The sequence below is a fragment of the Bradyrhizobium sp. A5 genome (assembly GCF_042076515.1).
Taxonomy (GTDB): domain Bacteria; phylum Pseudomonadota; class Alphaproteobacteria; order Rhizobiales; family Xanthobacteraceae; genus Bradyrhizobium; species Bradyrhizobium cosmicum.
Map to the genome: position 1 here is coordinate 1490186 of NZ_CP148990.1, position 26541 is coordinate 1516726.

At 64.7% G+C, this 26541-nt stretch carries 24 protein-coding genes; 16 read left to right on the forward strand and 8 right to left on the reverse strand.

Annotated features, from left to right (window positions below):
• Positions 1-5 precede the first annotated feature (5 nt).
• The 3 genes from WHZ77_RS07020 to WHZ77_RS07030 are packed head-to-tail and all read right to left on the reverse strand — an operon-like array spanning position 6 to position 3776.
• The gene (locus WHZ77_RS07020) at positions 6-800 is read right to left on the reverse strand and encodes an IclR family transcriptional regulator (protein WP_014440094.1); all 795 of its coding nucleotides are present in this window, start codon (positions 798-800) and stop codon (positions 6-8) included.
• A 20-nt stretch (positions 801-820) separates the two neighbouring features.
• Positions 821-2554 (reverse strand): FAD-dependent oxidoreductase, encoded by a 1734-nt coding sequence (locus WHZ77_RS07025; protein ID WP_375313012.1) that lies wholly within the window; start codon positions 2552-2554, stop codon positions 821-823.
• Between the two features lie 7 nt (positions 2555-2561).
• Positions 2562-3776 carry an ABC transporter substrate-binding protein gene (locus WHZ77_RS07030; protein WP_375313013.1) on the reverse strand — a complete coding sequence of 405 codons (1215 nt, stop codon included), beginning with the start codon at positions 3774-3776 and terminating at the stop codon, positions 2562-2564.
• Between the two features lie 390 nt (positions 3777-4166).
• Here WHZ77_RS07030 and WHZ77_RS07035 point away from each other — a divergent pair, with 390 nt between their 5' ends.
• From WHZ77_RS07035 to WHZ77_RS07075, 9 genes are all read left to right on the forward strand, one after another.
• Complete coding sequence (locus WHZ77_RS07035; RefSeq protein WP_375313014.1) at positions 4167-5468, forward strand: MFS transporter; 1302 nt, start codon at positions 4167-4169, stop codon at positions 5466-5468.
• 325 nt (positions 5469-5793) lie between these two features.
• Positions 5794-7143 (forward strand): PotD/PotF family extracellular solute-binding protein, encoded by a 1350-nt coding sequence (locus WHZ77_RS07040; protein ID WP_375313015.1) that lies wholly within the window; start codon positions 5794-5796, stop codon positions 7141-7143.
• Between the two features lie 81 nt (positions 7144-7224).
• A complete protein-coding gene (locus WHZ77_RS07045) occupies positions 7225-8109 on the forward strand; it encodes an ABC transporter permease (RefSeq protein ID WP_375313016.1) in 885 nt (294 codons plus the stop codon).
• Positions 8106-8996: an ABC transporter permease gene (locus WHZ77_RS07050; protein WP_375313017.1), complete on the forward strand. Its 891-nt coding sequence runs from the start codon at positions 8106-8108 to the stop codon at positions 8994-8996. Before WHZ77_RS07045 ends, WHZ77_RS07050 begins: the two co-directional genes overlap by 4 nt.
• Positions 8997-9005: 9 nt before the next feature.
• Positions 9006-10112 (forward strand): ABC transporter ATP-binding protein, encoded by a 1107-nt coding sequence (locus tag WHZ77_RS07055; protein ID WP_375313018.1) that lies wholly within the window; start codon positions 9006-9008, stop codon positions 10110-10112.
• A gap of 20 nt (positions 10113-10132) precedes the next feature.
• Positions 10133-10624, forward strand: coding sequence for a (2Fe-2S)-binding protein (locus WHZ77_RS07060; RefSeq protein ID WP_375313019.1), 492 nt, complete (start codon positions 10133-10135; stop codon positions 10622-10624).
• A 2-nt stretch (positions 10625-10626) separates the two neighbouring features.
• Entirely contained in the window at positions 10627-13014 is a 2388-nt protein-coding gene (locus WHZ77_RS07065; RefSeq protein WP_375313020.1) for a xanthine dehydrogenase family protein molybdopterin-binding subunit, read from the forward strand.
• Between the two features lie 11 nt (positions 13015-13025).
• Positions 13026-13823: an FAD binding domain-containing protein gene (locus tag WHZ77_RS07070; protein ID WP_375313021.1), complete on the forward strand. Its 798-nt coding sequence runs from the start codon at positions 13026-13028 to the stop codon at positions 13821-13823.
• A gap of 16 nt (positions 13824-13839) precedes the next feature.
• Positions 13840-15303 (forward strand): amidase, encoded by a 1464-nt coding sequence (locus WHZ77_RS07075; protein ID WP_375313022.1) that lies wholly within the window; start codon positions 13840-13842, stop codon positions 15301-15303.
• 88 nt (positions 15304-15391) lie between these two features.
• Here WHZ77_RS07075 and WHZ77_RS07080 read toward each other — a convergent pair whose 3' ends face one another.
• Entirely contained in the window at positions 15392-16291 is a 900-nt protein-coding gene (locus WHZ77_RS07080; RefSeq protein ID WP_014440106.1) for a LysR substrate-binding domain-containing protein, read from the reverse strand.
• A 316-nt stretch (positions 16292-16607) separates the two neighbouring features.
• Here WHZ77_RS07080 and WHZ77_RS07085 point away from each other — a divergent pair, with 316 nt between their 5' ends.
• The 4 genes from WHZ77_RS07085 to WHZ77_RS07100 all read left to right on the forward strand — a co-directional run bounded on the left by WHZ77_RS07085 (position 16608) and on the right by WHZ77_RS07100 (position 20075).
• Positions 16608-17579 carry a Bug family tripartite tricarboxylate transporter substrate binding protein gene (locus tag WHZ77_RS07085; protein WP_375313023.1) on the forward strand — a complete coding sequence of 324 codons (972 nt, stop codon included), beginning with the start codon at positions 16608-16610 and terminating at the stop codon, positions 17577-17579.
• 9 nt (positions 17580-17588) lie between these two features.
• The gene (locus WHZ77_RS07090; protein WP_375313024.1) at positions 17589-18377 is read left to right on the forward strand and encodes an SDR family NAD(P)-dependent oxidoreductase; all 789 of its coding nucleotides are present in this window, start codon (positions 17589-17591) and stop codon (positions 18375-18377) included.
• On the forward strand, positions 18377-19195 hold the full coding sequence (locus WHZ77_RS07095) for an alpha/beta fold hydrolase (protein WP_375313025.1): 819 nt from the start codon (positions 18377-18379) through the stop codon (positions 19193-19195). The genes WHZ77_RS07090 and WHZ77_RS07095 overlap by 1 nt, the downstream gene beginning before the upstream one ends.
• Before the next feature lie 88 nt (positions 19196-19283).
• The gene (locus tag WHZ77_RS07100; RefSeq protein ID WP_143841485.1) at positions 19284-20075 is read left to right on the forward strand and encodes a fumarylacetoacetate hydrolase family protein; all 792 of its coding nucleotides are present in this window, start codon (positions 19284-19286) and stop codon (positions 20073-20075) included.
• Between the two features lies 1 nt (position 20076).
• Here the strand turns inward: WHZ77_RS07100 and WHZ77_RS07105 are convergent, their stop codons facing one another.
• The 4 genes from WHZ77_RS07105 to WHZ77_RS07120 are packed head-to-tail and all read right to left on the reverse strand — an operon-like array spanning position 20077 to position 23385.
• Complete coding sequence (locus WHZ77_RS07105) at positions 20077-20817, reverse strand: IclR family transcriptional regulator (protein WP_375313026.1); 741 nt, start codon at positions 20815-20817, stop codon at positions 20077-20079.
• Between the two features lie 17 nt (positions 20818-20834).
• Positions 20835-21686 carry an HpcH/HpaI aldolase/citrate lyase family protein gene (locus tag WHZ77_RS07110; protein ID WP_375313027.1) on the reverse strand — a complete coding sequence of 284 codons (852 nt, stop codon included), beginning with the start codon at positions 21684-21686 and terminating at the stop codon, positions 20835-20837.
• Positions 21686-22138: a MaoC family dehydratase gene (locus tag WHZ77_RS07115; protein ID WP_375313028.1), complete on the reverse strand. Its 453-nt coding sequence runs from the start codon at positions 22136-22138 to the stop codon at positions 21686-21688. Before WHZ77_RS07115 ends, WHZ77_RS07110 begins: the two co-directional genes overlap by 1 nt.
• A gap of 44 nt (positions 22139-22182) precedes the next feature.
• Complete coding sequence (locus WHZ77_RS07120) at positions 22183-23385, reverse strand: CaiB/BaiF CoA transferase family protein (RefSeq protein ID WP_375313029.1); 1203 nt, start codon at positions 23383-23385, stop codon at positions 22183-22185.
• Between the two features lie 228 nt (positions 23386-23613).
• Between WHZ77_RS07120 and dctP the strand changes: the two genes are divergently transcribed.
• The 3 genes from dctP to WHZ77_RS07135 are packed head-to-tail and all read left to right on the forward strand — an operon-like array spanning position 23614 to position 26519.
• Entirely contained in the window at positions 23614-24642 is a 1029-nt protein-coding gene (gene dctP, locus WHZ77_RS07125) for a TRAP transporter substrate-binding protein DctP (RefSeq protein WP_375313030.1), read from the forward strand.
• 26 nt (positions 24643-24668) lie between these two features.
• Complete coding sequence (locus WHZ77_RS07130; RefSeq protein ID WP_375313031.1) at positions 24669-25217, forward strand: TRAP transporter small permease subunit; 549 nt, start codon at positions 24669-24671, stop codon at positions 25215-25217.
• A gap of 12 nt (positions 25218-25229) precedes the next feature.
• A complete protein-coding gene (locus WHZ77_RS07135) occupies positions 25230-26519 on the forward strand; it encodes a TRAP transporter large permease (RefSeq protein WP_375313032.1) in 1290 nt (429 codons plus the stop codon).
• Positions 26520-26541: the final 22 nt, after the last annotated feature.

The following is a 26541-nucleotide window of genomic DNA, read 5'->3' on the forward strand; positions in this document are numbered from 1 at the left end:
GCGCCTCACTCCGCCGCGATCGTCATGCCGTAACCGAGCCGCTTCGAGATGCCGCCGGCGCAGTCGCGCAGGGCATGGGCGATCGGGCTGTCCCAGCGGGCGTCGAACGTGCCTTCCGGTCCCATCGCGGTGATAACCAGCGCGACATGGCCGGCATGGTCGAACACAGGCGCGGAGAATGCGTTGACGCCGGGCAGGGGATCGCCGAGCGCGCGGGCGAGGCCGTGCTTGCGGACCTCGGCCAGCATCTCGGCGACTTTCGCGCCTTTCACCGCGCGCTTCGGATTGTAGCCGACGCCGTGGCGATCGAGGCCGCTCTCGAGTGCGGCGTTGATCGTCTTCTCCGGCAGGAACGCCGCGAAGGCGCGGCCGGTCGCGGTCTCCAGCAGCGCCATCACCGAGCCGGCGCGCATCACGATGTGCATGGGCTGGCCGGGCTCCTCCAGCTGCACCACAGTCGGGCCATGCGTGCCCCAGACTGCCAGCGAGACCGCATGTCCGATCTGGCTCGCGAGCGCCGCGATTTTGGGCTGCGCAATGCGCACGCCCGAGAGCCGGCGCAGGCTGATCAGGCCGAGCTCCAGCGCCAGCACGCCGATCTCGTAGCGGCCGGTGGTCTCGTCCTGCTCGATCAGCCCGATGCGGGAGAAACTGGCCAGATAAGGATGTGCCTTGGCCGGTGTCATGCCGGCCTCGCGGGCGAGATCGCGCAGCATCATCGGCTCGCCGCTTCTGGCGAGCGCGCGGAGCAATTCTCCGCCGACCTCGATCGACTGGATGCCGCGACTCTCTCTCTTCATGCGCCTCCGGTGCGCTTCGCTTACGCCGCGTCGCGCTTGGCGGCGCTGTCGGCGAGATGACGGCCGGCAATGTAGCCGAAGGTCAGCGCCGGCCCAAGCGTGATGCCGGCCCCGGGATAATTGCCGCCCATGATGCTCGCCATGTCGTTGCCGGCGGCATAGAGCCCGGGAATCACCCGGCCTTCCGCATCCAGCGCGCGGGCGTGCTCGTCGGTGACGATGCCGGCATAGGTGCCGAGATCGCCGATCACCATCTTGATGGCGTAGAACGGGCCGTTCTCGATCGGCGCAATGCAGGGATTGGGGCCGTGCATGGCGTCGCCCTGGTAGCGGTTGTAGGCCTTCGAGCCCTTGCCGAAGGCGGCGTCGTGTCCTAGCGGTGCGGTCGCATTGAACTGCTTGACAGTCTCAATGAACGCAGTCGCATCGATGCCGGCCTTGGCCGCCAGCGCCTCCAGCGTGTCGCCGCGCATGAGGTAGCCGGTATCGAGGTGATGACCCAGCGGCATCGGGAACGGCGGCACGCAGCCGAGGCCGTACTTGCGCAGCGTCGGGTGATCGCAGACGAGATAGGCCGCGATCTCCTCGCCGGGCGTTGCGGCCTTGATCATGGCCTGGACAAAGTCGTGGTAGGAATTGCCCTCATTGGCAAAGCGCCTGCCGTCGCGCATCACCGCGATCACGCCCGGCTTGGCGCGGTCGATGAAATGCGGCATCACGCCCTTTGAACCGTCCTTGCGCGTGGTCAGCGACACCGGCACCCACGCCGCCGCGTTCGGCAGCCGATTCTCGACGTGTCCGCCGGCGCTCTCAGCCAGGCGCAGGCCGTCGCCGGTATTGCCGGTCGGTCCCGGTGAGAAATGCTCAACGCCGGTGGGCGCGTGTGGAAACATTTTTCTGCGGCGCTCGACGTCATGCGGAAAGCCGCCGCAGGCGAGCACGACGCCCGCGCGCGCACGGATGCGGACGTCACGGCCTTCGCGCGAGACGATCGCGCCGGTGACGGTGCCGTTCTCGACGGTCAACTCGCGCACCGGCGAGGACAGCCACATCGGAATCTTCAGGTCCTGGGCGGATTTTGCGAGGCGTCCCGCCAGCGCGTTGCCGTTGGTGAGCGTCATGCCGCGGCCATAGCGCAGCACATCCATCAAATGGCGCGACAGCCGCTTGGCGACATAGACCGCCGAATTCAGCGACTTCGTCACGCGCATGAAGTGGATGATCTCCTTGCCGCTTCCGAGCATCATGCCGAACACGGTGAGCTCGGGCAGCGGCATGCCGAGCGTCTTGATCTGGTCGCCGAGCTCGCGGCCGTCGAACGGCCGGGTCACCATCGAGCGGCCGCCTTGCGCGCCGCCGGGGGCCTCGGCGTGATAGTCGGGAAACACCAGTGGCATGTCGAAGCGCAGCGCGGTCTTGCTGGTGAAGAAATCGACCGCTTCAGGACCGGCACTCAGGAACGCATCGACGCGCGCGGCGTCGAAATTGTTGCCGGCTTCGTGGCGCAGATAGGTGCGGGCCTGCTCGGGCCCTTCCTCGATGCCGTAGGCCTTCGCCAGCGAGGTGCCGGGAATCCACAGCCAGCCGCCGGAGCGCGCAGTGGTGCCGCCGAAGCGCGGCTCCTTCTCGACGATCAGCACGTCGAGGCCGCGATAGCGCGCGGTGATCGCGGCCGACATGCCGGAGCAACCCGATCCGGCCACGAGCACGTCGCACTCGTATGTTTCGCTTGCGTTGTGCGCGTGGCCGGTCATGTCAACCTCACTTCTTCAGCAGCGGACATTTGGATTCGGAGACCGGGCGGAAGGCGTCCTCGCCCTTCACGGTCTTGACGATCTCCAGATAATCCCAGGGCTCCTTGGACTGCTCGGGCGTCTTCACCTTGGCCAGATACATGTCGCGGATGACGCGGCCGTCCTCGCGCAATTTGCCGCCATGGACGAAGACGTCCTCGATCGGCAGCTCGCGCATCTTGGCCATCACCTTGGCGGGATCGTCGGTGCCGGCGGCCTTGATGCCCTTGAGATAATGCAGCACCGAGCCGTAGACGCCGGTCTGGATCATGGTCGGCATCACCTTGGTGCGCTCGTAGAACTTCTTCGACCAGGCGCGCGTCGCCTCGTCCATGTTCCAGTACGACGCCGTGGTCATGTAGGTGCCCTGCGCGGCCTTCAGGCCGATCGCGTGCACGTCGGTGTCGAACATCAGCAGGCCGACCAGCTTCTGGCCGCCCTGGACGAGGCCGAACTCGCCGGACTGCTTGATGGCGTTATCGGTGTCCTGGCCGGCATTGGCGAAGGCGACGACGTCGGATTTCGAGCTCTGCGCCTGCAGTGCGAAGGAGGAGAAGTCAGCCGTGTTGGTCGGATGCTTCACGCCGCCGAGCACCTTGCCGCCCATCTCGTTGATGAAGCGCGTGGCGTCCTTCTCGAGTTGCTGGCCGAAGGCATAGTCCGCGGTGATGAAATACCAGGACTTGCCGCCTTCCTTGATCACGGCTGAGGCCGTCACCTTCGACAGGGCATAGGTGTCGTAGGTGAAGTGCACGGTGTTCGGGCTGCACAGCTCGTCGGTCAGCGAGCTCGCGCCGGGGCCGGAGAGCAGCGCAATCTTGTTGCGCTCGCGCACCATGTTGTGGATAGCGATCGCGATGCCGGAATTGGGGATGTCGACGACCGCGTCGACCTTGCCGTTGTCGAACCAGCCGCGGGCGATCTGCACGCCGACGTCGGTCTTCATCTGGTGGTCGGCGCTGATGATCTCGATCGGCTTGCCGAGCACGGTCGGGCCGAACTCCTCCACCGCCATCTTCGCGGCCTCGACCGAGCCCGGCCCGCTGTTGTCGCGGCCCCAGCTCGACAGATCCGTCAGCACGCCGATCCGCACAGCGTCGTCGGAGACTTGCGCGGTCGCGGCTGAAGTCATCGCAGCCGAAGTCGTGGCCGCGAACATGGCGCAGGCCAGAAGCCCTCTCATTGTCGTTCCCTCTCTTTTATGGGCCGCCTGGCGCGGCCGGTTGTTCTGACGGTAAATTAGATATTGGCGAATGAGTTTGTCAATGACGAATTATGAGCTTGACGGGTTCCTCCTTGCAGACGGGACGGCCGGGAGCCGCAACTGCCTCAACATCCGTCATTGCGAGGAGCTCGCGACAAAATTGCGCAGCCATTTTGCGCTGATGCGACGAGGATTCCAGACTGTCTCGGCGGAGAGAGTCTGGATTGACTCGCTGCGCTCGCAATGACGGGTGCTGAAGCAGCGGCGCGCAAAATCTCGCGGAGTTATCCTGTGAGAGATGGCACCGCCACAGATTGCAACCGTCATGACGATTGGCCATGATGCTTTCAGGAATTCGTGGGGCAGGGCATGACGGCAGCAACGGGCGTGTCCGCAGCGGCGGAAAAATCGACGACGGCGCATGTGGTGTGGGCGAGCGCGCTCGGCACCGCGATCGAATGGTACGATTTCCTGATCTACGGCACGGCGGCCGCGCTGGTGCTGAACAAGCTGTTCTTCCCGAGCTTCGATCCTTTCGTCGGCACGCTGGCGGCGTTCTCCACCTATGCCGTCGGCTTCGTCGCGCGGCCGATCGGCGGCGCGATCATCGGGCATTACGGCGACCGGCTCGGCCGCAAGAAGATGCTGGTCGCGACCATGATCGCGATGGGGCTCGGCACCTTCCTGATCGGTTGCCTGCCGACCTACAGCCAGATCGGCGTCTGGGCCCCGATCCTGCTCATCGTGCTGCGCTTCGTCCAGGGCATCGGGCTTGGTGGCGAATGGAGCGGCGCGGTGGTCATGGTGATCGAGCACGCCGGCAACCGGCGCGGCTTTTACGGCAGCCTGGTGCAGATCGGCTTTCCGGTCGGCGTCGCCGCGTCGACCGGCATTTTCGCGCTCATGACGAAGTTGCCCGAGGCGGATTTCTTGAGCTGGGGCTGGCGTGTGCCGTTCCTGATCAGCATCCTGCTGGTCGGCGTCGGCTTCATCGTGCGGCTGAAGCTCGCGGAGACGCCGCATTTCAAGGAGGTGGTCGAGCGCAGGGAAGTGCTGGCGCAGCCGGCGCTGGAAGTGCTCCGCCGCGACTGGCGCAGCTTCTTGCTCGCGATCGGCATCACGGTGTCGGAAGTGGGGCTCGCCTATCTCCTCACCGTCTTCACCGTGGTCTATGCCACGACCAAGCTCGGCCTGCCGCGCCAGGTGATCCTGGATGCGGTGGTCTATGCCGCGGTCGTCGAGTTCGCGACGCTGCCGCTCGCCGGCTGGCTCTCCGACATCTTCGGCCGCAAGGCGCTTTATCTCGCCGGCGGCGTGTTCTCCGTGGCGCTGGCGTTTCCGCTGTTCTGGTTCCTCGATACAAAAGAACCGGCGCTGATCATTTTCGCGCTCGTCGTGACGATGACGCTGACGCATGCGCTGCTGTTCGGACCGAAGGCGGCGTTCATGCCGGAACTGTTCCGTACCCAGGTGCGCTATAGCGGCGCATCGCTGGGCGCCAATGTCGCGGCCGCGCTGAGCGGCGGCTTCTCGCCGCTGATCGCAACCGCGCTGCTGGCATGGGCCGGTTCGTACTGGCCGGTGTCGGTCTACATCGTCGCGCTCTCGATCATCACGATCATCGCGACGCTGAAGGCGCCGGAGACGGCGCACGCCGCGCTGAAATCCTGAGATCGGACGGGCGCGCTGCTTCGTCGCGGGCGCACGCCGCGCACAAACTTGCGGCAATCCGCATCATGATCTTGATCACGCCTGCCGCGTGAGCGGGCCTGCGCAGGCCCGCGCGCCGCCTTGCATACACGTCCTGACGTCTTCTTATGCGATGCTGCCAAAACCAAATGCAGCACCGCGAACCATTAGCCGCGTTTATACGGCGGATTTTTACTTCCAATTTTACTTCGCAAGATCCCGCCCCTAGCCTCGCGGGCAATTGATCACATCGCAGCCGGTCAATGGCGACCGGTGCGAACGTTCATCGTAACCAACGAGGGTTGCCATGTCTGATGGGGCTAAGGGGACGTCCACTTTCGATCCGGCGGGAACGGAAGCTAGGCGTGAGAAAAAGCTGAGCCGGCGCACGCTGTTGAAGGGTGCGGCAGCCGCTGCGGGCGCAGCTGTCGGATCGGATGCGATCCGCGGTTTCCCGACCATCTGGGCGCAGGAGATCAAGGACATCGAGCTGCGCCATGTCGGCGTCTCCTACTCGGTGGTGAAGGCGATTGGTGACCAGGCGGCCAAGGATCTCGGCTTCAAGGTGACGATGCAGAACCTCGACACCTCCGCCGCCATCAACCGCTTCATAAGTCAGCCTAATACGGTCGACATCGCCGACCTCGAGGGCTGGCAGGCCAAGCTCGCCGCCAAGCGTTCCGTCATCCAGGGCATCGAAGTCAAGAAGATCAAGGAGTTCGACAACATCCTGCCGATCTTCACCAAGGGCGAGATCGACGGCCACAAGATCCCGCGCCAGGGCATCTCGCCCTACGAGGCGATGTACATCTCCAAGCCTGATTCCACCGACCTGCACGACGGCGTCACCGAATGGGCGACATTTCTGCCGCAGGTCTACAACGCCGACTCGATCGGCTATCGGCCCGATCTCGTCGGTCATGAAGTGACCGAATGGAAGGATCTGATCGACCCGAAATTCAAGGGCAAGGCCGCGATCCTCGACGTGCCCGCGATCGGCATCATGGACGCTGCGCTGTGCTTCGAAAGCGCCGGTCTGATCAAGTACGGCAACAAGGGCAACATGACCAAGGAGGAGATCGACTTCACCTGCAACAAGCTGATCGAGCTGAAGAAGCAGGGCCAGTTCCGCGCGACCTGGACCACCTTCGACCAGTCGGTGCAGCTGATGGCCGCAGGCGAAGTGGTGATCCAGTCGATGTGGTCGCCGGCGGTTGCGGCGGTGCGCGTGAAGGAAATCCCCTGCGTCTACGCGCCGGTCAACGTCAAGAACGGCAAGGAAGGCTATCGTGGCTGGTGTAACGGCATGGGCCTGATGAAGCACCTCTCCGGCAAGAAGTTAGATGCCGCCTACGAATATCTCAACTGGTATCTGTCCGGCTGGCAGGGCGGCTTCGTCGGCCGCTACGGCTACTACAGTCCGGTGCCGTCGACGGCCAAGAAATTCCTCACCGCTGCCGAATGGGACTTCTGGTACGACGGCAAGCCGGCGCCCGCGGTGATCAACGATCCCTACGGCGTGCCGATGGAGAAGGCCGGCACCAAGCGCGATGGCGGTTCGTTCCTCGATCGCGTCAAGAACATCTCGTGCTGGAACACGCTGATGGACGAAGCCGCCTACATGAACAAGCGCTGGAACGACTTCAAGGTGGCGTGAAACCTGCTCTCCCTGACGTTGCGAGGCACCGGCGCCGTCACGCGCCGGTGCGAGAAGACCGACTTTGAGGCGATTGCCGATATGCAGCCAAGTCCAGCTCAAACTCCACCACGCGCCAATCTTGCCGGCTGGCTCTACGTCTCGCCGCTGGTGCTGGTGCTCGTGCCGTTCTTCGTGGCGCCGATCCTGGTCGTGCTGGCGGCGAGCTTCTTCACCACTGACGGCTTTGGCGGGCTGACGCTCGACTTCACGCTGGCGAGCTACGTCGATGTGCTGCATTCGGCGCTGACGCTGAAGCTGTATCTGGCGACCATCAAGTTCACGGTGCTGACCTGGGTCTTCACCCTGATCGTCGGCTTCTTCGTCGCCTACTTCCTGGTGTTCCACGTCCGTAACCAGCTGCTCGCGATCGGCCTGTTTCTGCTGTGCACCGTGCCGTTCTGGACCTCCAACATCATCCGGATGATTTCCTGGATCCCGCTGCTCGGCAAGGAAGGCCTGATCAACCAGGCGCTGCTGGGAACGGGCGTGATCCGTCAGCCGCTCGAAGTATTGCTGTTCTCTGATCTTGCGGTCGTCATCGCCTATGTCCACCAGCTCACGATCTTCATGATCGTGCCGATCTTCAATTCGATGGCCCGGATCGACAAGAAGCTGATCGAGGCTGCGATCGATGCGGGTGCCAGCCGTTTCGACATCATGCGCCTGGTCGTTGTGCCGATGTCCAAGAGCGGAATCGCGCTCGGCACCATCTTCGTGGTCTCGATCGTGATGGGCGATTTCTTCGTGGTCAAGGTGATGTCCGGCGGCGGCTCGGCCTCGGTGGTCAGCGCCTTCTACGAGGACGTCGGCGTGCTGCAATATCCGACCGCGGCGGCAAGCGCGGTGTTGCTGACGCTGGTGCTGGTCGCGATCGTGTCGCTGATCCTGCGCACCGTCGATATCCGGCAGGAGATCACGCGATGAGCGCGGTGGCTGCCGACATGCCCGAGACGGTCGCGCCCGCGACCACCAAGGCGATCGCGCCGAGCAAGGGTGGACGTCCCTGGACGTTCTACGTGCTGGCGACGCTGTTCTCGCTCTACGTGATCGCGCTCTATGGCCCGATGTTCTGCATCTACGTCCTGTCGTTCCAGGACATCCGCGGCGGCCTGGTGTTCCCGATGAAGGGCCACTCGCTGCACTGGTTCGTCGACCTCTTCACGCAAGTGCGGACCGGCGACGTCAAGGGCTCGTTCGATCGCTCGATCAAGCTCGCTGTCATCGTCACGGTCATCACCGTGGTGGTCTCGTTCCTCGCCGGTCTCGGCTTCCGCAAACGATTTCGCGGCGACACTTTCGTCTTCTACATGATGATCGGCAGCCTGGTGGCGCCCGGCCTCGTGCTCGGTCTCGGGACGGGACTTCTGTTCCAGGCGCTCGGGCTGAATGCGAGCTGGTACACCTCGGCACTCGGCGCCCAGCTGTCCTGGACGCTGCCGTTCGGTGTGCTGGTAATGTTCGCGGTGATGTCGCGCTTCAACCACGTCTGGGAGGAAGCCGCCTATGATCTCGGCGCCAGCCGCTGGCAGTCGATCTGGCTGGTCATGATCCCGGTGCTCGCGCCCGGCCTCGTCGCGGTCGCGCTGTTCGGGTTCACGCTCTCCTATGACGAATTCGCGCGCAGCCTGCAGACGGCGGGCTCGCTGAACACGCTGCCGCTCGAAATCTGGAGCATGACGCTGAATGTCACCTCGCCATCGCTCTACGCGCTCGGCACGGTGACGACCATTGTCTCCTTCGTCGTGATCGGCGCGAGCCTGGGCAGCATCGTGCTGATCCAGAAGAAGCGCGGCAGCAGTGCAAAGGGCTGAGCTGGGAATATGAAGAGCGATCGGGGCGATATCGAACTGGCAGGCGTCTGCAAGAGCTTTGACGGCGTCACCAATGTGGTCGACGGCGTCAATTTGAAGATCGCCGACGGTGCCTATTGCTGCTTCATCGGCCCGTCCGGCTGCGGCAAGACCACGATCCTGCGCATGATTGCCGGCCACGAGGACCCGACCGCCGGCGAGATCGTGATCGGCGGCCAGAACGTCGTCGGGCTTGCGCCGGTGCAGCGCCGGACCGCGATGATGTTCCAGTCCTACGCGCTGTTCCCGCATCTCACCGTGCGCGACAACATCGCCTTTGCCCTGCGCGTGCGCGGCATGTCCAAGGCCGACCGGCTGCGAGCGGCCGATGCCATGATCGAGAAGGTCCGGCTGACGCACTTCGCCGACCGTCTTCCGGCGCAGCTGTCGGGCGGCCAGCAGCAGCGCGTGGCGCTGGCACGCGCCGCGATCACCGAGCCGCGCGTGCTGCTGCTCGACGAACCGCTGTCGGCACTGGACGAGCAGCTCCGCGTCCAGATGCGCCAGGAATTGCGCCGGATGCAGCAGGAGCTCGGCATCACCTTCATCCATGTCACCCACACCCAGCTCGAAGCGATCGCGCTGGCCGATCTCGTGGTGGTGATGGAGCAGGGCAAGATCAAGCAGGCGGGTGCCGCACGCGACGTCTACGCGCATCCGCACGACCGTTACGTCGCCGAATTCATGGGCGGCCAGAACGTGCTGTCGGGACGGGTCGAAAAGGTCAACGGCGCGAGCTTCACGCTGGCGCAGGCCGCGCCTGATGGCATCGAGGTGCCGCTGCAGGCGCGTTCCACGGTGAGTGTCGGCGACAAGGTCGATATCGCCGTGCGCCGCGACGACGTCGCGCTGGTCCGGCCCGGCCGGGAACTGCCGCCCGGCTGCACCAATTCGCTGCCGAGCCGCGTGCTCGCGATCGAATACCAGGGCTATTTCGTCAAGGTCATGCTCGACACCGTGCCGGACGACGAGTTCGTGGCCTATGTGCCGGAAAAGACCTTCTTCGCGGATCCCTTCACCGTCGGCGATGTCGTGATGGCCACATGGGCTACCGACAGCGCGCTTCCACTCGCCTAAGACCCGTCGCGCACAGGAGTATGACCGTGCAGATATCCTTCACACTCAACGGCCGGCCAACCACTGTCGATGTCGAGCCGGCGACGCTCGTCGCCGAGCTGCTGCGCGAGCAGCTCAACCTCACCGGCACGCATATCGGATGCGATACCAGCCAGTGCGGCGCCTGCGTGGTGCATCTGGACGGTCTTCCCGTGAAGAGCTGCACGCTGCTGGCACCCGCGCTCGACGGCGCGACGCTGCTCACCATCGAAGGCCTGCAGGGCGCGCCCGGTTCGAACCAGATGCATCCGATGCAGGAGGCGTTCCGCGAGCATCACGGCCTGCAATGCGGTTTCTGTACGCCCGGCATGCTCATGACAGCCGTCGCGCTTGCCGCGGAGAAGCCGGACCTGACCGAGGCCGACGTCCGTCACGGCCTCGAAGGCAACATCTGCCGCTGCACCGGCTACCAGAATATCGTCGTCTCGGTCTTGGCCGGCGCTGCCGCCATGAACGCCGCCAAGGGAGAGTGACCATGAGCAATGTGATCGGCATCGGCGCCTCACCGAAGCGCAAGGAGGACCAGCGCTTCCTGACCGGCCGCGGCAATTACGTTTCCGACATCAAGCGCCCCGGCATGACCGCAGGCGTATTCGTGCGTTCGCCGCACGGGCACGCGGTGTTGCGCGGCGTCGACAAGAGCGCGGCGCTGGCATCGCCTGGTGTCATCGCGGTCCTGACCGGAGAGGACGCCGCGGCGGACAAGCTGGGCTCGTTGCCCTGTGGCTGGGGCATCTCGGATGCCAAGGGCGTGCCGATGAAGGAGCCGCCGTTCCCGATGCTGGCGCAGGGCAAGGTGCGCTTCGTCGGCGACATGGTGGCCTTCGTGATCGCGGAGACGCCGGAGCAGGCGAATGCGGCGGCCGAGTTGCTGACCATCGACTACGAGGTGCTGCCGTCCGTGGTCGGCGTGCTCGAAGCCGTCAGGCCCGGCGCACCGCAATTGTTCGATGACGTGCCGAACAACATCTGCTGCGACTGGGAGCTCGGCGACAAGGCCGCAGTCGAGACCGCGTTCCGCAAGGCTGCGCATGTCGCCAGGCTGAGCCTCGTCAACAATCGCCTGATAGGCAACCCGATGGAGCCGCGTGCGGCGATCGCGGAATACGAGCCCGGCACGGATCGCTTCACGCTGTGGACCACCAGCCAGTTCCCCCACGTCGTGCGTTTCCTGATGGGCGCGCTGGTGCTGAACATCCCGCAGCACAAGCTGCGCGTGGTTGCGCCCGATGTCGGCGGCGGCTTTGGCGTCAAGCAGTTCCACTACGGCGAGGAGGCCGTGATTACCTGGGCGGCCAAGCGCGTCAAGCGGCCGATCAAATGGGTGGCGAGCCGCTCGGAGGGCTACGTCTCCGATCGCCACGGCCGCGATCACGTCACCGAGGCCGAGCTCGCGCTCGACGAGACCGGAAAGTTTCTCGCCTTTCGCGTCAACACGCTCGCCAATATGGGCGGCTATCTCTCGACGTTCGGACCGAATATCCCGACCAACCTTTACGCGCCGCTGCTCGGCGGCGTCTACACCACGCCCGCGATCTACTGCAATGTGAAGGTCGTGTTCACCAACACCGTGCCTGTCGACGCCTATCGCGGCGCCGGCCGGCCCGAGGCGACCTTCGTGCTGGAGCGTATGGTCGACGTCGCTGCCAGCGAGATGGGCATCGACCGCGTCGAGATCCGTCGCCGCAACATGATCCCGAAGGAAGCCTATCCGTACCAGACGCCGGTGCTGGTGCAGTACGATTCCGGTGATCCGATGGGGTGCCTCGACGGCGCGCTGGTTGCGGCCGACGTCAAGAATTTCGGCGTGCGCAAGGCCGCTTCGGCCAGCAAGGGCAAATTCCGCGGGCTCGGCTATTCGACCTATGTCGAGGCCTGCGGCCTCGCGCCGTCGCGTTTCGCGGGGCGGCTGGGCGCCCGGGGCGGGCTCTATGAAAGCGCCACGGTGCGCGTGCATCCGACCGGCCAGGTGACGGTCATGATCGGCACCCACAATCACGGTCAGGGCCATGAGACGACGTTCGCGCAGATCGTCTCAGAGAAGCTCGGCGTGTCCTTTGAGAATGTCGACATCGTGTTCGGCGACACCGATCGCGTGCAGTTCGGCATGGGTACGTATGGTTCGCGCTCGCTGGTGGTCGGCGGTGCCGCGCTGTCGAAGGCGACGGACAAGGTGATCGCGAAGGGCAAGAAGATCGCCGCCCATCTGCTCGAGGCGGCCGAAGTCGACATCCAGTTCGAGGCCGGAAACTTCTCGGTCGCGGGCACGGATCGCACGAAGTCGTTCGAGGAAATCGCGGGCGCCGCCTACGTGCCGCATAATTATCCGCTCGAGGTGTTGGAGCCGGGGCTTGAGGAGCAGGCCTATTACGATCCAGTCAACTTCACCTATCCTGGTGGCTGCCACATCGCCGAGGTCGAGGTCGATCCGGAAACCGGCACGGTGACGCTGGTCAACTACACGGCCGTCGATGACGTTGGCACGGTCATCAACCCGATGATCGTGGAAGGCCAGTTGCACGGCGGTATCGTGCAGGGTGTCGGTCAGGCGCTGTTCGAGAACGCGGTCTATGACGAGGGCTCTGGCCAGTTGCTGTCGGGCTCGCTGATGGATTATTGCATGCCGCGCGCCGACCATATGCCGATGATGAAGGTCGCGACCCATTCCACGCTGTGCACGCACACCCCGATGGGCGTGAAGGGCTGCGGCGAGGTCGGCACCATCGGCTCGCCGGCCGCCGTCATCAACGCGGTGGTCGATGCGCTGTCGCATCTGGGCGTCACCCATGTCGACATGCCGGCGACGCCGAACCGGATCTGGCGCCTGCTGCAAAACGCGTCGCTGCCGGTCGCGGCGGAATAGGGAGGACATCCATGAAATCGTTTGCCTATCATCAGCCGAGCGAAATTCCCGACGCGGCCAAGCTGCTGACCTCTATCGAGGACAGCAAGCTCGTTGCCGGCGGCATGACCTTGATCCCGACGCTGAAGCAGCGGCTGGCCAGTCCCGTTGCGCTGGTCGATCTTTCGAAGCTCGGAAACCTGAAGGGCATCATCGACGAGGGAGCTAGCATCACAATCGGTGCAATGACGCCGCATGCGGTGGTCGCCGCCTCGAAGCTGGTCCAGACCAAGATCCCCGGGCTGGCCGCGCTGGCCTCCATGATCGGAGATCCCGCCGTGCGCAGCCGGGGCACCATCGGCGGCTCCGTCGCCAACAACGATCCGGCCGCGGACTATCCGGCCGGCGTGCTCGGTCTTGGCGCCACCATCGTCACCAGCACGCGCGAGATCGCAGCTGACAAGTTCTTTCTCGGACTGTTCGAGACCGCGCTCGCGCCCGGCGAGATCATCACCGCAATCCGGTTTCCGGTGCCGCTCAAGGCGGGATACGCGAAATTCAAGGCGCCGGCGTCGCGCTATGCGCTGGTCGGCGTGTTCGTCGCGAAATTCGCCGATGAGGTCCGCGTCGCGGTGACTGGCGCGGGGTCGGGCGTGTTCCGGGTGCCGCCGATGGAGGCGGCGCTGTCGGCGAATTTCGATCCATCCGCGGTTGCGGTGATCAGGATCGACACGGAGGGTCTTACCTCCGATATCCACGCCGAAGCCGACTACCGCGCGCATCTCGTTACCGTCATGGCCAAGCGCGCCATCGACGCGGCACTCAGCTAGCTCTTTAGGGTTGATGATGACTGATGGTTCCGGCCGAACGGCCTTTCCGCCGGCGCCGACTGGCCTCGGCGCGCTTTCTGCAACCGAGATCATGGCCGGCTACCGGCGCAAGGCGTTCACACCGCGCGATGTCGTCGACGACACCATCGTTGCGCTTCAAGCGACGAACGAGGCTTGCAACGCGGTGGTGACGCCGATGTACGAGCAGGCGCGGGTGGAGGCCGATCGCGTCACCAAGGAGATGAAAGCGGGCGAGGCCAAGGGGCCGCTCGCAGGTGTGCCTGTCACGATCAAGGATCTCGTGTTCGTCGCGGGCGTGCCGGCCTATGGCGGTTCGCCGATGAACAGGGCGTTCGTGCCCGAGGCCGATGCCGCTGTCGTGTCGGCGCTGAAGGCGGCCGGCGCGATCATCACCTGCAAGACCACGACCTGCGAGTCTGGCTACAAGCTGACGGCCGACAGCCCCGTCACCGGCACCACGCGCAACCCCTGGCATCAGGGTCGCACCAGCGGCGGATCGAGCGGCGGCGCGGCTGCGGGCGTTGCCGCCGGCTGTGGGCCGATCGCTATCGGCACCGACGGCGTCGGCTCGATCCGTGTTCCCGCCTCCTTCTGCGGCGTGTTCGGGCTGAAGCCGACGTTCGGCCTGGTGCCGCGCTCGCCCGGTTTTTCGCCGCCGTCCTGGGCCTCGCTCGCACACACCGGGCCGATCACGCGCACTGTCGCGGATGCCGCGCTGACGCTGGAGATCATCGCTGCCTATGATCTGCGCGATCCCGCCAGCCTGCCGGTGTCGCCGCGCCGCTTCGATACCAACCCCGCACCGTTGAACGGCATTCGCATCGGCGCCAGCGCCGATCTCGGCTACGCCGCCGTGAGCCCCGACGTGCTTGCGGCGTTCGGCAAGGCGCTCGCCATTCTCGACACCTGCGGTGCAGAGGTCACCATGGATGGTCCGGGCCTCGATCCCGGCATTCTGGAGCATACGCTGAAGCCGATTGCCTTCACCGAGCAGGCGGCGGCCGTCGCGAGCAAGACCAAGGCCGATCTCGCCAGTTCCGAAGCCGATTATCGCGACGTGGTCACCGCCGGCCGCAACTACAGCGGTACGGATTATGTCGAGGCCGGCTACCGGCGCGGCCAGGCGCGCAGCGCGTTCGTAAAACTGTTCGAGCGCGTCGATGCGCTGGTGACGCCAACGGTCGCGGTGACCGCATTCGAGGCCGGCCGGATCGGCGTGGACACGATCGACGGCAACAAGGTCGATCCGCACCTCGGCTGGTCGCCCTTCACCTGGCCGATCAACCTCGCCGGCCTTCCGGCGGCGACGCTGCCTTGCGGCTTCGATCGCGACGGCCTTCCGATCGGTCTTCAGATCATCGCGCCGTGGCTCGACGAGCCCACCATCTTCCGCATCGCTGCCGCGTTCGAGCAGGCCCAGCCCTGGTCGAAGTTCTGGCCGCAGGTGGCGTTGCGTTAGTTGGAGGAGAGAGCGCCGGCGCGCGAAAAAGCCCTTTGCAATCAAGGGCCGTTCTACTGTGCATGGGGTTGTTTTCGATCTTTCGAGCCTAGCCAAGGTCGATCGGCGCGCCACGGCCGCTGAGCTCTTCGTCGAGACGGAGGTAGTGCGCGAGATAATCGTGCAGCGCGGTTGCGGCCTTCGAGGTGGCGCCGCTGGATTTGTACAGCAGCAGCTCGACCTTCGGCAGCGGCGGCAGGCCCTCGTTAGGGCCGACCTCGCGCATCGCCGGCACCAGGGCGCTGCGGCCAAGTACGGTCACAGCCATGCCGGCGAAGGCTGCGGCCTGCAGCCCGCCGACGCTCTCGCTGACGCAGGCAATACGCCAGCGCAGGTTCGCGCGCTCCAGCGTATCGATCGCGTAGTCGCGATAGATGTTGCCGGGCGGCAATAGCGCGAGCGGGATCGGGCGTTCCTGGTGCGCGGCGGATTGCTCGCCGGTCATCCAGACCAGCTGCTCGCGCCGCACCACCTGGCCGCCGGTGAAATCGTTCATGCGGGTGACGAGCGCAATATCGACGTCGCCGCGCTTGACGAGTCCGACGAGCGGCGTCGACAGCGCGCAGTTGAGCTCGACCTGGATGCGCGGGAACGATTTCCGGAACACGCTGAGGATCGACGGCAGCATGAAGGCCGCGTAGAGATCGGGCGTGCCGAGCACGACCTGGCCCTCGATCTCCTGCGACGCAAGCTGCGAAATCAGCTCATCATGCAACCGCAGGATGGATTTGGCGTAGGTGAGGACCGTGGTGCCGTCCTCGGTCAGCATCAGCCTTCGGCCGGCATGCTCGAACAATTGCTTGCCGGTGAGCTCCTCCAGCCGTTGCAATTGCAGCGTGATCGCCGGCTGGGTGCGGCCCAGCCGTCGCGCGGTCTCGGTGATGCTGCCGGTCTCGACCACCGAGATCAGCGACCGGAGCATGCGGATATCGAGACTGATGAGGTTCATGCGGCGTCCATGTCGCCCAGAATTTATGCAAGTTCCATGCTAGCGGCGGTGGTCGTAGGTTTGACGCAGGAATAGCCACCGGTTCAGCCATTTTTACAGGTTTTCGGCGCTCCGCGTTCCCAAGATACTAACTGAGAACGAAGGCGTGTCCGCGAGGACGCGAGACCTGACCGCATCAATGCAGGGCGGTGCAAGACCGAGAGGCTGATCGCGCAGATCGGCGATCTTGAGCGGCTTGACGATACCGGAGAGTTGAGGCCATTGCTGACGGCGTAATGATGCAATCAACAACAAGACAAACATCAAGGAAGTGCCCATGCGCGGGGTTATGCGACGCACCTTTCTGGCCGCCTGCGCGGCCGTTCTGTTTTCCGGCGCAGCTCTAGCGCAGGACTACCCCTCCCGCCCCGTCAAGATCATCGTGCCGTTCCCGGCCGGCGGGTCCAACGACATCATCGCCCGGATCGTCGCGCAGAAGCTGACCGAGCGGAACGGCCAGACCTTCCTGGTGGAGAACCGCGGCGGCGCCGGCGGCAATATCGGCGCGGAGACGGTCGCGAGCGCCGAGGCCGATGGCTACACCTTGCTGCTGACCGCGCCGCCGCCGCTGACCATCAACGGCTCCCTCTACAAGAAGCTGCCGTTCGATCCGGCCAAGGCCTTTGCGCCGGTGGCGCTGATCGCCTCGGTGCCGATCGTGCTGGTCGTCAATCCGTCAGTGCAGGCCAGGAACGTGGGCGAGTTGATCGCGCTGGCCAAGGCCAAGCCGGGCTCGCTGAATTTCGGCTCATCCGGCATCGGTTCGACCAATCATCTCGCCGGCGAGCTGCTCAAGAGCATGGCCGGCGTGGATATCGTCCACGTGCCCTATCGCGGCGCGGCGCCGGCGATGAACGACCTGCTTGCGGGGCAGATCCCGTTCATGTTCGACAACATGCCCGCGGTGCTGCCGCAGGTTCAGGGCAAGGCCATCAACGCGATCGCGGTCGCCAGCGCGAAGCGCGCCGACGCCTTGCCCGACGTGCCGACAGTCGCGGAAACCATCCCCGGCTTCGAGGCCTCGTCCTGGTTCGGATTGGTGGCACCAGCGAAGACGGCCCAGCCGGCACTTGCGAAGCTCAGCAGTGAGCTTGAGGTCATCCTGAAGATGCCTGATGTGAAGAAGCGGCTTGCCGAACTTGGTGCCGAGCCCGGCACGGTTGTCGGCGACGCCTTCGGGCAATTCATGACCGACGAAACCGCGAAGTGGGGCAAGCTCGTCAAGGCCTCCGGCGCCACCGTGGATTAGGGCCGCGTCATGGATCTCAATCTGGGCGGCAAGGTTGCCGTCGTCACCGGCGGCAGCATCGGCATCGGCCGGGCCATTGCCGCCGAGCTCGCGCGCGAGCAGGCGCATGTCGTCGTCGTCGCGCGCGACGCCGAGCGGCTTGCCGCGGCAGCCGCGGAGATGTCGCGGGACACCGGCCGGCGTGTGATCGCCTGTGCCGGCGACATGACCAAGCCCGACGACATCGCCCGCGCCATGGCGACCGCGCGCGAAGCCTTCGGTCGCATCGACATCCTCGTCAACAACGCCGGCGCGTCGCCGATGGGCCGGATCGCGGAGACGCCGGACGCGACCTGGGCCAAGTCGATCGAGCTGAAACTGCTCGGCTACATGCGCTGCGCGCGCAACGTGCTGCCGGAGATGCGCGACCGGCGCTGGGGCCGCGTGATTAATATCATCGGCCGCAGCGGACATCAGCCGCGCGCGGCCTACATGGCGGGCGGCGCGGTCAACGCGGCGCTGCTGAACTTCACGCTGGCGCTGGCAGAGGAATGCGCGCCGGACAACGTGCTGGTGACCGGCGTCAATCCGGGCCCCGTGCAGACCGACCGCTGGGACAGTCTCATCTCCCAGGGCGCGGCGATCGCGGGGCAGGATCAGGGCGCGACCAATGCCGCGGCCATCGCCTCGGTTCCGCTCGGCCGCGTCGGGCAGCCGCACGAGGTGTCCGGCATCGTCGCGTTCCTCTGTTCAGACCGCGCATCCTTCATTACTGGTACCTGCATCAATGTCGATGGCGGTGGAACGAGGTGTATCTGATGGCTAGCGGACTGCGGAAGATCGGTGTCAGCGACGATTGCGAACTTGCGGTTCGCATCGACGATTATTTGTTGCCCTGGGACACCAAGCCGCCGGTCGTGATGCTGCACGGCCTCGCCGAAAGCGGCGAGGCGTTCCGGCGCTGGGTGCCCTACTTCGCCACGCATCATCTGGTGGTGCGCCCCGATTTGCGCGGCTATGGCGATTCGACGCCGATGCAGGGCGACTACGTCTATCGTTTTGCTGGTCTCGGCGATGACATCATCCGCATGCTGGATGCGCTGAAGCTCGATCGGGTCTTCCTGGTCGGTGGCAAGATTGGCGGCACGCTGGCGATGCACCTCACGGCCAAGCACCCGGATCGCGTGATCGCTGTCGCCGCGGTCGGCGCGCCGGCTTCGCTAACCTCGTTCAACGAGCGGGCACCGACCTGGCGCAAGCAGATCCGTGAGCAGGGCGTCGAGCCTTGGGTGCGCGAGACCACGGCCGGCCGGCTCGGCTCGTCGCTGCCGCCGGCGGCGCTGGACTGGTGGATCAAGCTGATGTCGAAGACCAAGGCCTCGACGCTGGAAGCGTTTCTGCAAATGGTGCCGACGGTCGATGTCACAGGTGAGCTTCCGTCGATCAAACGTCCGACGCTGGTGATCACCACCACCGGCTCGGGCCTCGGCGACGTCGCCTCCGTGAAGGCATGGCAGGAGATGATTCCGGGCTCGAAGCTGGAAGTGCTGCCCGGGGATTCCTATCACGTCGCCGCGACGGATCCGGACGTCTGTGCGCAGAAGGTTCGCGCGTTCTTCGATCGCGTCGCGACTTAAGACGTACAGGGCGGGTCATTGGCCCGCCCGTCGTTTGGCTCTATGACTACCGTTCGACAAGAAACGGCAAATATCAGGGAGTGAAGCCATGACAACGACCACGCGACGCAGCGTGCTCACGGCTGCAGCTGCGATGACCGCAGCGAGCCTCACGGAGGTGGCGCCGGCTGCGGCGCAGGCAGCCCCGCGGCCGATCTTCCCGGTGCCGATGGTTTCGATCCCGATCGTCGGCGAGACCCAGGTGTTCCAGGTCCGCCGCATCTACTGCATCGGCCGTAACTACGCCGCGCACGCGATCGAGCGCGGTTCGGATCCGAACCGCGAGCCGCCGTTCTTCTTCCAGAAGCCGACGGATGCGATCCAGAACGTCGCGGTCGGCGAAGTCGCCGATCATCCCTATCCGTCGCTGACCAAGAACTATCACCACGAGGTCGAGCTGGTCGCCGCGCTGAAATCCGGCGGCTCCAATATTCCGGCCGACAAGGCGCTCGACCACGTCTACGGCTACGCGCTCGGCCTCGACATGACCCGGCGCGACCTCCAGAACGGCATGGCCGCGGAGAAGAAACCGTGGGAGATCGGCAAGAGCTTTGATCATGCCGCGGTGATCGGTCCGATCCACCCGGCGAGCAAGACCGGCCATTTCGAGAAGGGTGCCATTTCGCTCGCGATCAACGGGGCCGTGAAGCAGAGTTCGGATCTCAGCAAGATGATCTGGAGCGTCGCCGAGCAGATCGCAAAGCTGTCGGAAGCGTTCGAGCTGAAGGCCGGCGACATCATCTATTCCGGCACGCCGGAAAATGTCGGCCCGGTGGTGAAGGGCGACGTACTGCTCTGCAAGCTCGAGGGCCTGCCGGATATGTCGATCAAGATCGTGTAATCTACGCTGCCGCCTTCGGCCGCAGCCGATCGACCGTCCGGGCGATCAGCGCCGCTACCTCCGCCACCTTCGGCCCGATCCGGAATTCCGGCCCTGCGACGACGACCGAGAGCCTGCGATCTCCGATAGGCAGCGGGATCGCCGCACCGGCGAGGTCGCGGCTGTAGTCGGCAAAGCTCTGGCAATAGCCGCGCGCGATCGAGTTGCGCAGCTCGGTCTCGACCGCCTCGATGCTGATCGGCGTCGAGGGGCCGTACTGCTTGAATTCGATCTTGCGATAGACGGAGTCGCGTTCTTCCGGCGAATATTGCAGCAGCAGCGCGCGGCCGCTCGCGGTGGCGTGGATCGGCACGCGGTGGCCGATGGTGGCGAAATAGCGGATTGCGGCCTGGGACTCGACGACGTCGATGAACACCGCCATCACGCCGGCCGGCGCCACGATCGACGCGGTCTCGCCGGTTTCCGCCGAGAGGTCGGCCACCAGCGTGTGCGTCCATGGCGGCAGCGGTTCGACCTCGGAGATCATCCGCGCCATCGCCAGCCACCGCGGCGTCGGATAGAAGCCGGCGCGCGGTCGCGGCTCGTAGAGATAGCCCTTCTCCGACAGCGTTGCGAGCAGGTTGAAGGTCGACGAGCGCGGCCAGCCGAAATGCTCGGCGATCTCGGCAAGCGTCGCCGGCTTCTTCGTTTGCGCGAAGAATTCCATGATCTCCAGGACGTTGGCGGCTTGGCGAACGATCATGGTGGCGGCGTTCCGATCTAGTTCTGGCCGAGGATTTTCTTCGCGGCGCGAAGATGCGGCTTGTCGATCATCTGGCCGTCGAGCCGCAGCGTGCCGGAGTTCGGATTGCTTGCGAACGCCGCGATCACCTTCTCCGCCCATGTGCGTTCGGCTTCGGTCGGCGCGAACGCCGCGTTGACGACGTCGACATGTTTGGGATGGATCAGCGCCTTCGCCGAAAACCCGTCGCGCCGCGCCGCGCGCGTCTCTTGCTCGAGCCCTGTGAGGTTGTCGATGTCGGTATAGACCGTGTCGATCGGTGCGACTTCCGCCGCAGCCGCCGCCATCAGGCAGAGATCGCGCGCGAGGCGATAGGGGCTGTGGAATACGCCGCCTGACGCTTTTTCGGTGGCGCCGAGCGAAGCCGAAAGATCCTCCGCGCCCCACATCAGGCCGGCGAGGCGAGGGGAGCAGCCCTTGTAGCTGCCAAGGCCGAAGATCGAGCTGGCGGTCTCCGTCGCGACACAGACGATGCGCGTCGTGCCGACTGTGATGCCGGCCGCCGCTTCCAAAGCCTCGAGCCAGGTTGCGATCTGGCGCACATCGTCGCCGCCTTGCGATTTCGGCAGCACGATGCCGTCGGGCTTGCCCGGCACCACCGCGGCGAGATCGGTCAGCGTCATACCGGTGTCAAGCGCGTTGACGCGAACATAGAGCTGATGCGGCTTGCTGCGGCCCTTCAGCATCGCCAGCGTCAGCCCGCGCGCCTCCGCTTTCTTCTCGGTGACGACGGAATCCTCGAGATCGATGATCAGCGCGTCGGCATTGCCTTCGCTCGCCTTCTCGAATTTGCGCGGGGAATCCCCCGGCACGAACAGCATCGAACGCATCAGACCGGCCTCTTGTGCATCATCGCCATACGGCGGCATTTGCCGACGACCTCGTCGTTCTGGTTCAAGGCGTGGTGCTCGAACTCGACGATGCCCGCTTTCGGGCGCGATTTGGATTCCCTCAACGAAAGCACCTTGGTCGTCGCCCGCAAGGTGTCGCCATGGAAGACCGGTTTCGGAAAAGTCACGTCGGTCATGCCGAGATTGGCGACGGTGGTTCCCATGGTGGTATCATAGACCGTCATGCCGATCATGATGCCGAGGGTGTAAAGGCTGTTGAAAATGCGCTGGCCGAACTCCGTTTGGGCGGAGAAATGTGCGTCGATATGCAGCGGCTGCGGATTGAGCGTCAGCAGGCTGAACATGGTGTTGTCCATCTCCGTGACGGTCCGGGTCAGCGGATGCCTGAACTCCTGGCCCACGGAAAAGTCCTCGAAATAAAGTCCGGCCATCGCGGTTTCCTCCCTGTGTTCTGCGATTTTGGCCCGCGCTGCCGTTAGGGCGGTGCGGCCAGGTGAACTGCCTTTTGCTCTGCGAGATGTTCGATCTCGTCCGGAGAGAAGCCGGCCTCGCGCAAAATGTCGCGGCCGTGCTGGCCGAGCGTGGGCGCTGGGCCGGCCGGTTCCGGTTGGGTCACGCTCCAGGTCGAGGGCACGCGCATCTGGCGGATGCGGCCTTCCACGGGATGATCCACCGTCCTGAAGAAGTCGATCGCCTTGAGGTGCGGGTCCTCGAGGATCGTCTCCAGCGTGTGCATCGGCATCACGGGAATGTCGGCGCGCTCCAGCAGCTCGCGCCATTCCGCGGTGGTGCGCGTCGCGAAGATCTGGCCGATCTCCTCGTAGATCTCGTCGATATGCCTGGTGCGCGCGGCGTGGTTGGCAAAGCGCGGCTGCTGCAGGAACTCCGGCCGCTCGATCGCCTCGAAGAAGCTGCGCCAGTGCTTGTCGTTGTAGATGAGGACGCAGAGATAGCCGTCGCTTGTTTTGTAGGGTTTTCGATAGCGTGAGAGCAGGCGGGCGTAGCCGCCATGGTCGAGCGGCGGGTCATAGGTGAGACCGCCGAGATGATCGACCAGCACAAACTCTGTCATGGACTCGAACATCGGCACGTCGATGCGCTGCCCGGTGCCGGTGCGTTGCTGGTGCATCAGTCCGCCCATGATCGCGTTGACCATCATCAGGCCGACGATGCGGTCGGCGATGGTGACGGGCACGTAGCGCGGCGTACCGTCGCCGGCGGCCGCGAGCAGCGTGGGGATGGTGGCCGCGCCCTGGATCAGATCGTCGTAAGCGGGCTTTGCGGCATAGGGGCCGGACTGGCCGTAGCCGAAGGCGCCGACATAGACGAGCGCGGGATTGACCGAGCGAAGCGTCTCGTAGTCGAGGCCGAGTCGCGCCATCGCCTGCGGGCGCACATTGTAGACGAGCGCGTTGGCGCACTTGGCCAGCCGCAGCAGCGCGTTGCGCCCCTCCGGCTTCTTGAGATCGAGCACGATGCTGCGCTTGCCGCGGTTGGCATTGTGGAACATCCCGCCCATGCCGGGCGTGCGGCCGGGACCGATCTGGCGAACGATGTCGCCCTCGGGGCTCTCCACCTTGATGACGCCGGCGCCCATGTCCGCCAGCACCTGAGTGCCGTAAGGGCCCATCAGTACCGAGGTCAGGTCGAGAATGGTGAAGCCGGCGAGCGGTCCCATGAGGCCTCGTTAGATGAATTCATATGCGTGGAGTTAGAATTCATAAAAGCTGCGTGTCAATTCTGATGGCTACGGATACGACGCATAGGCCTATGCACAGTTCATATACTTGACAGATAAATTCACGTATATGTACATTTTACTCAAGCAAGAAGTGGAGTGAGGGCCGGACGGTGTTGCAGCGCTTCGCTGCCGCCTTCGGCGTGGGGACGCGTCAAGGAGAACGAAATGAAGAAGAACCTGATCTGGGCCGCCGCAGTGCTCGCTCTTTCGCTGCCGGTCTCGACGCTTCCGGCGCAGGCGCTGGAGCTCAAGGTCGCCGACAGCTTCCCCGCCGGCCACTATCTCGTCCGCTTGATGCTCAAGCCCTGGATGGACGACGTCACCAAGCGCACCAATGGTGCGGTGACCTTCACCTATTATCCGAACCAGCAGATCGGCAAGGCGGCCGACATGTTGCGGCTGACGCAGTCCGGCGTGGTCGATATCGGCTACATCGGGCCGTCCTATGTCTCCGACAAGATGCCGCTGTCGGAAGTCGCGCAATTGCCGGGCGCGTTCGCGACCAGCTGCCAGGGCACGCTCGCTTATTGGAAGGCCGCGCGTGAAGGCATTCTCGCCAAGCAGGAATACGCGCCGAACAAGATCAAGCTGCTGATGGCCGTGGTGCTGCCGCCCTACCAGGTGTGGACCGTCAAGTCGAAGGTCGAGACCATCAAGGACATGCAGGGCCTGAAGCTGCGCACCACGGGCGGCGCGCAGGACCTGACGCTGCGTGCGCTCAACGCCGTGCCGGTACGCATGGCTGCGCCTGATGCCTATGAATCTCTGTCGCGCGGCACGATGGACGGTCTGCTGTTTCCGCTGGACAGCGTCGTGTCCTACGGTCTCGACAAGCTGGTCAAGCACGCCACCGAAGGCGTCAGCTTCGGCAGCTTCATCGTCGCCTATTCCATCAACCAGTCGGTCTGGGACAAGCTGCCCGACGATGTGAAGAAGGCGATGAACGAAGCCTCGGAGGCGATTACGCCGAAGGCCTGCGCCGACGTCGACAAGGAAGGCGAAGTGACCACGAAGCATCTCAAGGACCAGGGCGTCAGCTTCGATCCGCTGCCGGATGCCACGCGCGCCGAGATGAAGGACAAGCTGAAGGGCGTCAGTCAGGAATGGGCGGCTGGTCTCGACAGCCGCGGCAAGCAGGCATCCGCCGCGCTGAAGGAGTTCGAAGGCCTGCTCGCCGCCGGCGGTGCCAAGTAACTCGCCAAGTAAAGGGGGCACCAGAGGTGATCAAGCGGGCAACAGATGTTCTCGGCGTGCTGGAACGCGCGCTCACGGTGATCGCGGCCATCTCTCTGTTCGCGATCATGGCACTGGTGGTGGCCGACGTTTTCATGCGCTACCTCCTGAATAGTCCGCTCTCGTTCACCTACGACCTGATCGGCCTTTATCTGATGGCCGGCGTGTTCTTCCTGACGCTGTCGGATACCTTGCGTGTGCATGCGCATGTCGGCGTAGACATCCTGCTGTCGCGCGCGTCGCCAGCCGGGCGGCGTCTGTCGGAAATGGTTACCGCGCTCACGGGGCTGTTCGTCTTCATCCTGATCTCGAAGGTCGGGTTCGAGCGCGCGTTGGAGAACTACGAGCAGCACGACGTGCTCGCCGGCGCTATTCCGTGGCCGACCTGGATTTCCGCGGCGCTGGTCCCGTTCGGCTGCTGCGTGCTGGTGCTTCGGCTGGCGCTGCAACTCGTGGGCAATGTGCTCAGTCTCGCCTCTGGGCGTGATCTGTTCCCATTGCCGCCTCTGACCGACGAAACCCGCAGCTTCGAATAAGAGCAGCCTGAAATGATACTCATTCTCGTACTCGGCCTGCTGTTTCTGCTGCTCGCGATCGGAACGCCGGTCGGCTTCGCCATGGGCTTCGCCGGCTCGGTCGGCCTTCTGATGGTTGGCGGCACGGGAACGCTCTTCGGCATTCTCCAGACGGCACCGCTCTCGACGGTCTCGTCCTATGAGCTGATCACGATCCCGATGTTCCTGTTGATGGCGGAGCTTGTCCTGTTGTCCGGCGTCGCCGACGATATGTTCAAGACGGCGTCGGCCTGGATCGGTCGTGTTCCCGGCGGCCTCGGCATGGCGACCGCTCTGGCGGGCGCCGGCTTCGGGGCGATCTGTGGTACCTCTACGGCATCTGCGGCGACGCTGTCGTCGACGAGCCTTCCTGCGATGATCAAGCAGGGTTATGAGCCGAAGATGGCCGCCGGCGTCGTCGCCATCTCGGGCACGCTCGCCATGCTGATTCCGCCAAGCGTGGCGCTGGTGATCTTTGGTCTGCTTGCGGAAGTCAACATCGGGCAATTGTTGATCGGCGGCATTCTTCCGGCGGTGCTCGTGACCGCGACCATCATGGCGACGATCTCTTTTCTGGTCTGGCAGGATCCTTCGAGGGCCCCGCGCGTCGAACCGGTATCCTGGCGCGAGAAACTCTCGCTGCTGTGGCAGGTCGGCCCGATGGTGCTGCTGTTCTCGCTCGTCACCGGCACCATCTATCTCGGCATTGCGACGCCGACCGAAGCGTCAGCGTTGGGGGCTGCGGGGGCACTGCTGCTGGCCATCGCCAAGCGCAGGGTAACCCCGGCTACTCTCTACCGCGCGCTGCTCAGCGCCTGTCACGGTACCTGCATGATCGCGACCATCCTCGTAGGCGCCTCGATCTTCGGTTACTTCTTCACGCTCACGCATGTCACGCAGGACCTCGTCGCCTGGGTCGGCAGCCTGCCGACCTCGCGCTGGGTCATCATCGCGCTGATCCTTTTCGGCTATATCGTGCTCGGGTCCTTCATGGACCAGATCGCGATCCTGGTGCTGACCGTGCCGATCGTGCTGCCGCTGATCAAGACCCTCGGCTTCGATCCGATCTGGTTCGGTGTCATCAAGATCGTCACCGCCGAGGTCGGCATGATCACGCCGCCGGTCGGGCTGAACTGCTTCATCGTCGCCCGCTATGCCAAGCGGCCGGTCGCCGAAGTGTTCCACGGCACCTTCCCGCATTTCATCGCGCACCTGATCGCGATCGCGATCCTGGTGGCGTTTCCCTCCATCATTCTCTGGCTGCCCTCGCAGATGGGGCGCTAGGATCGGAGCTCTCGCGGCTCTC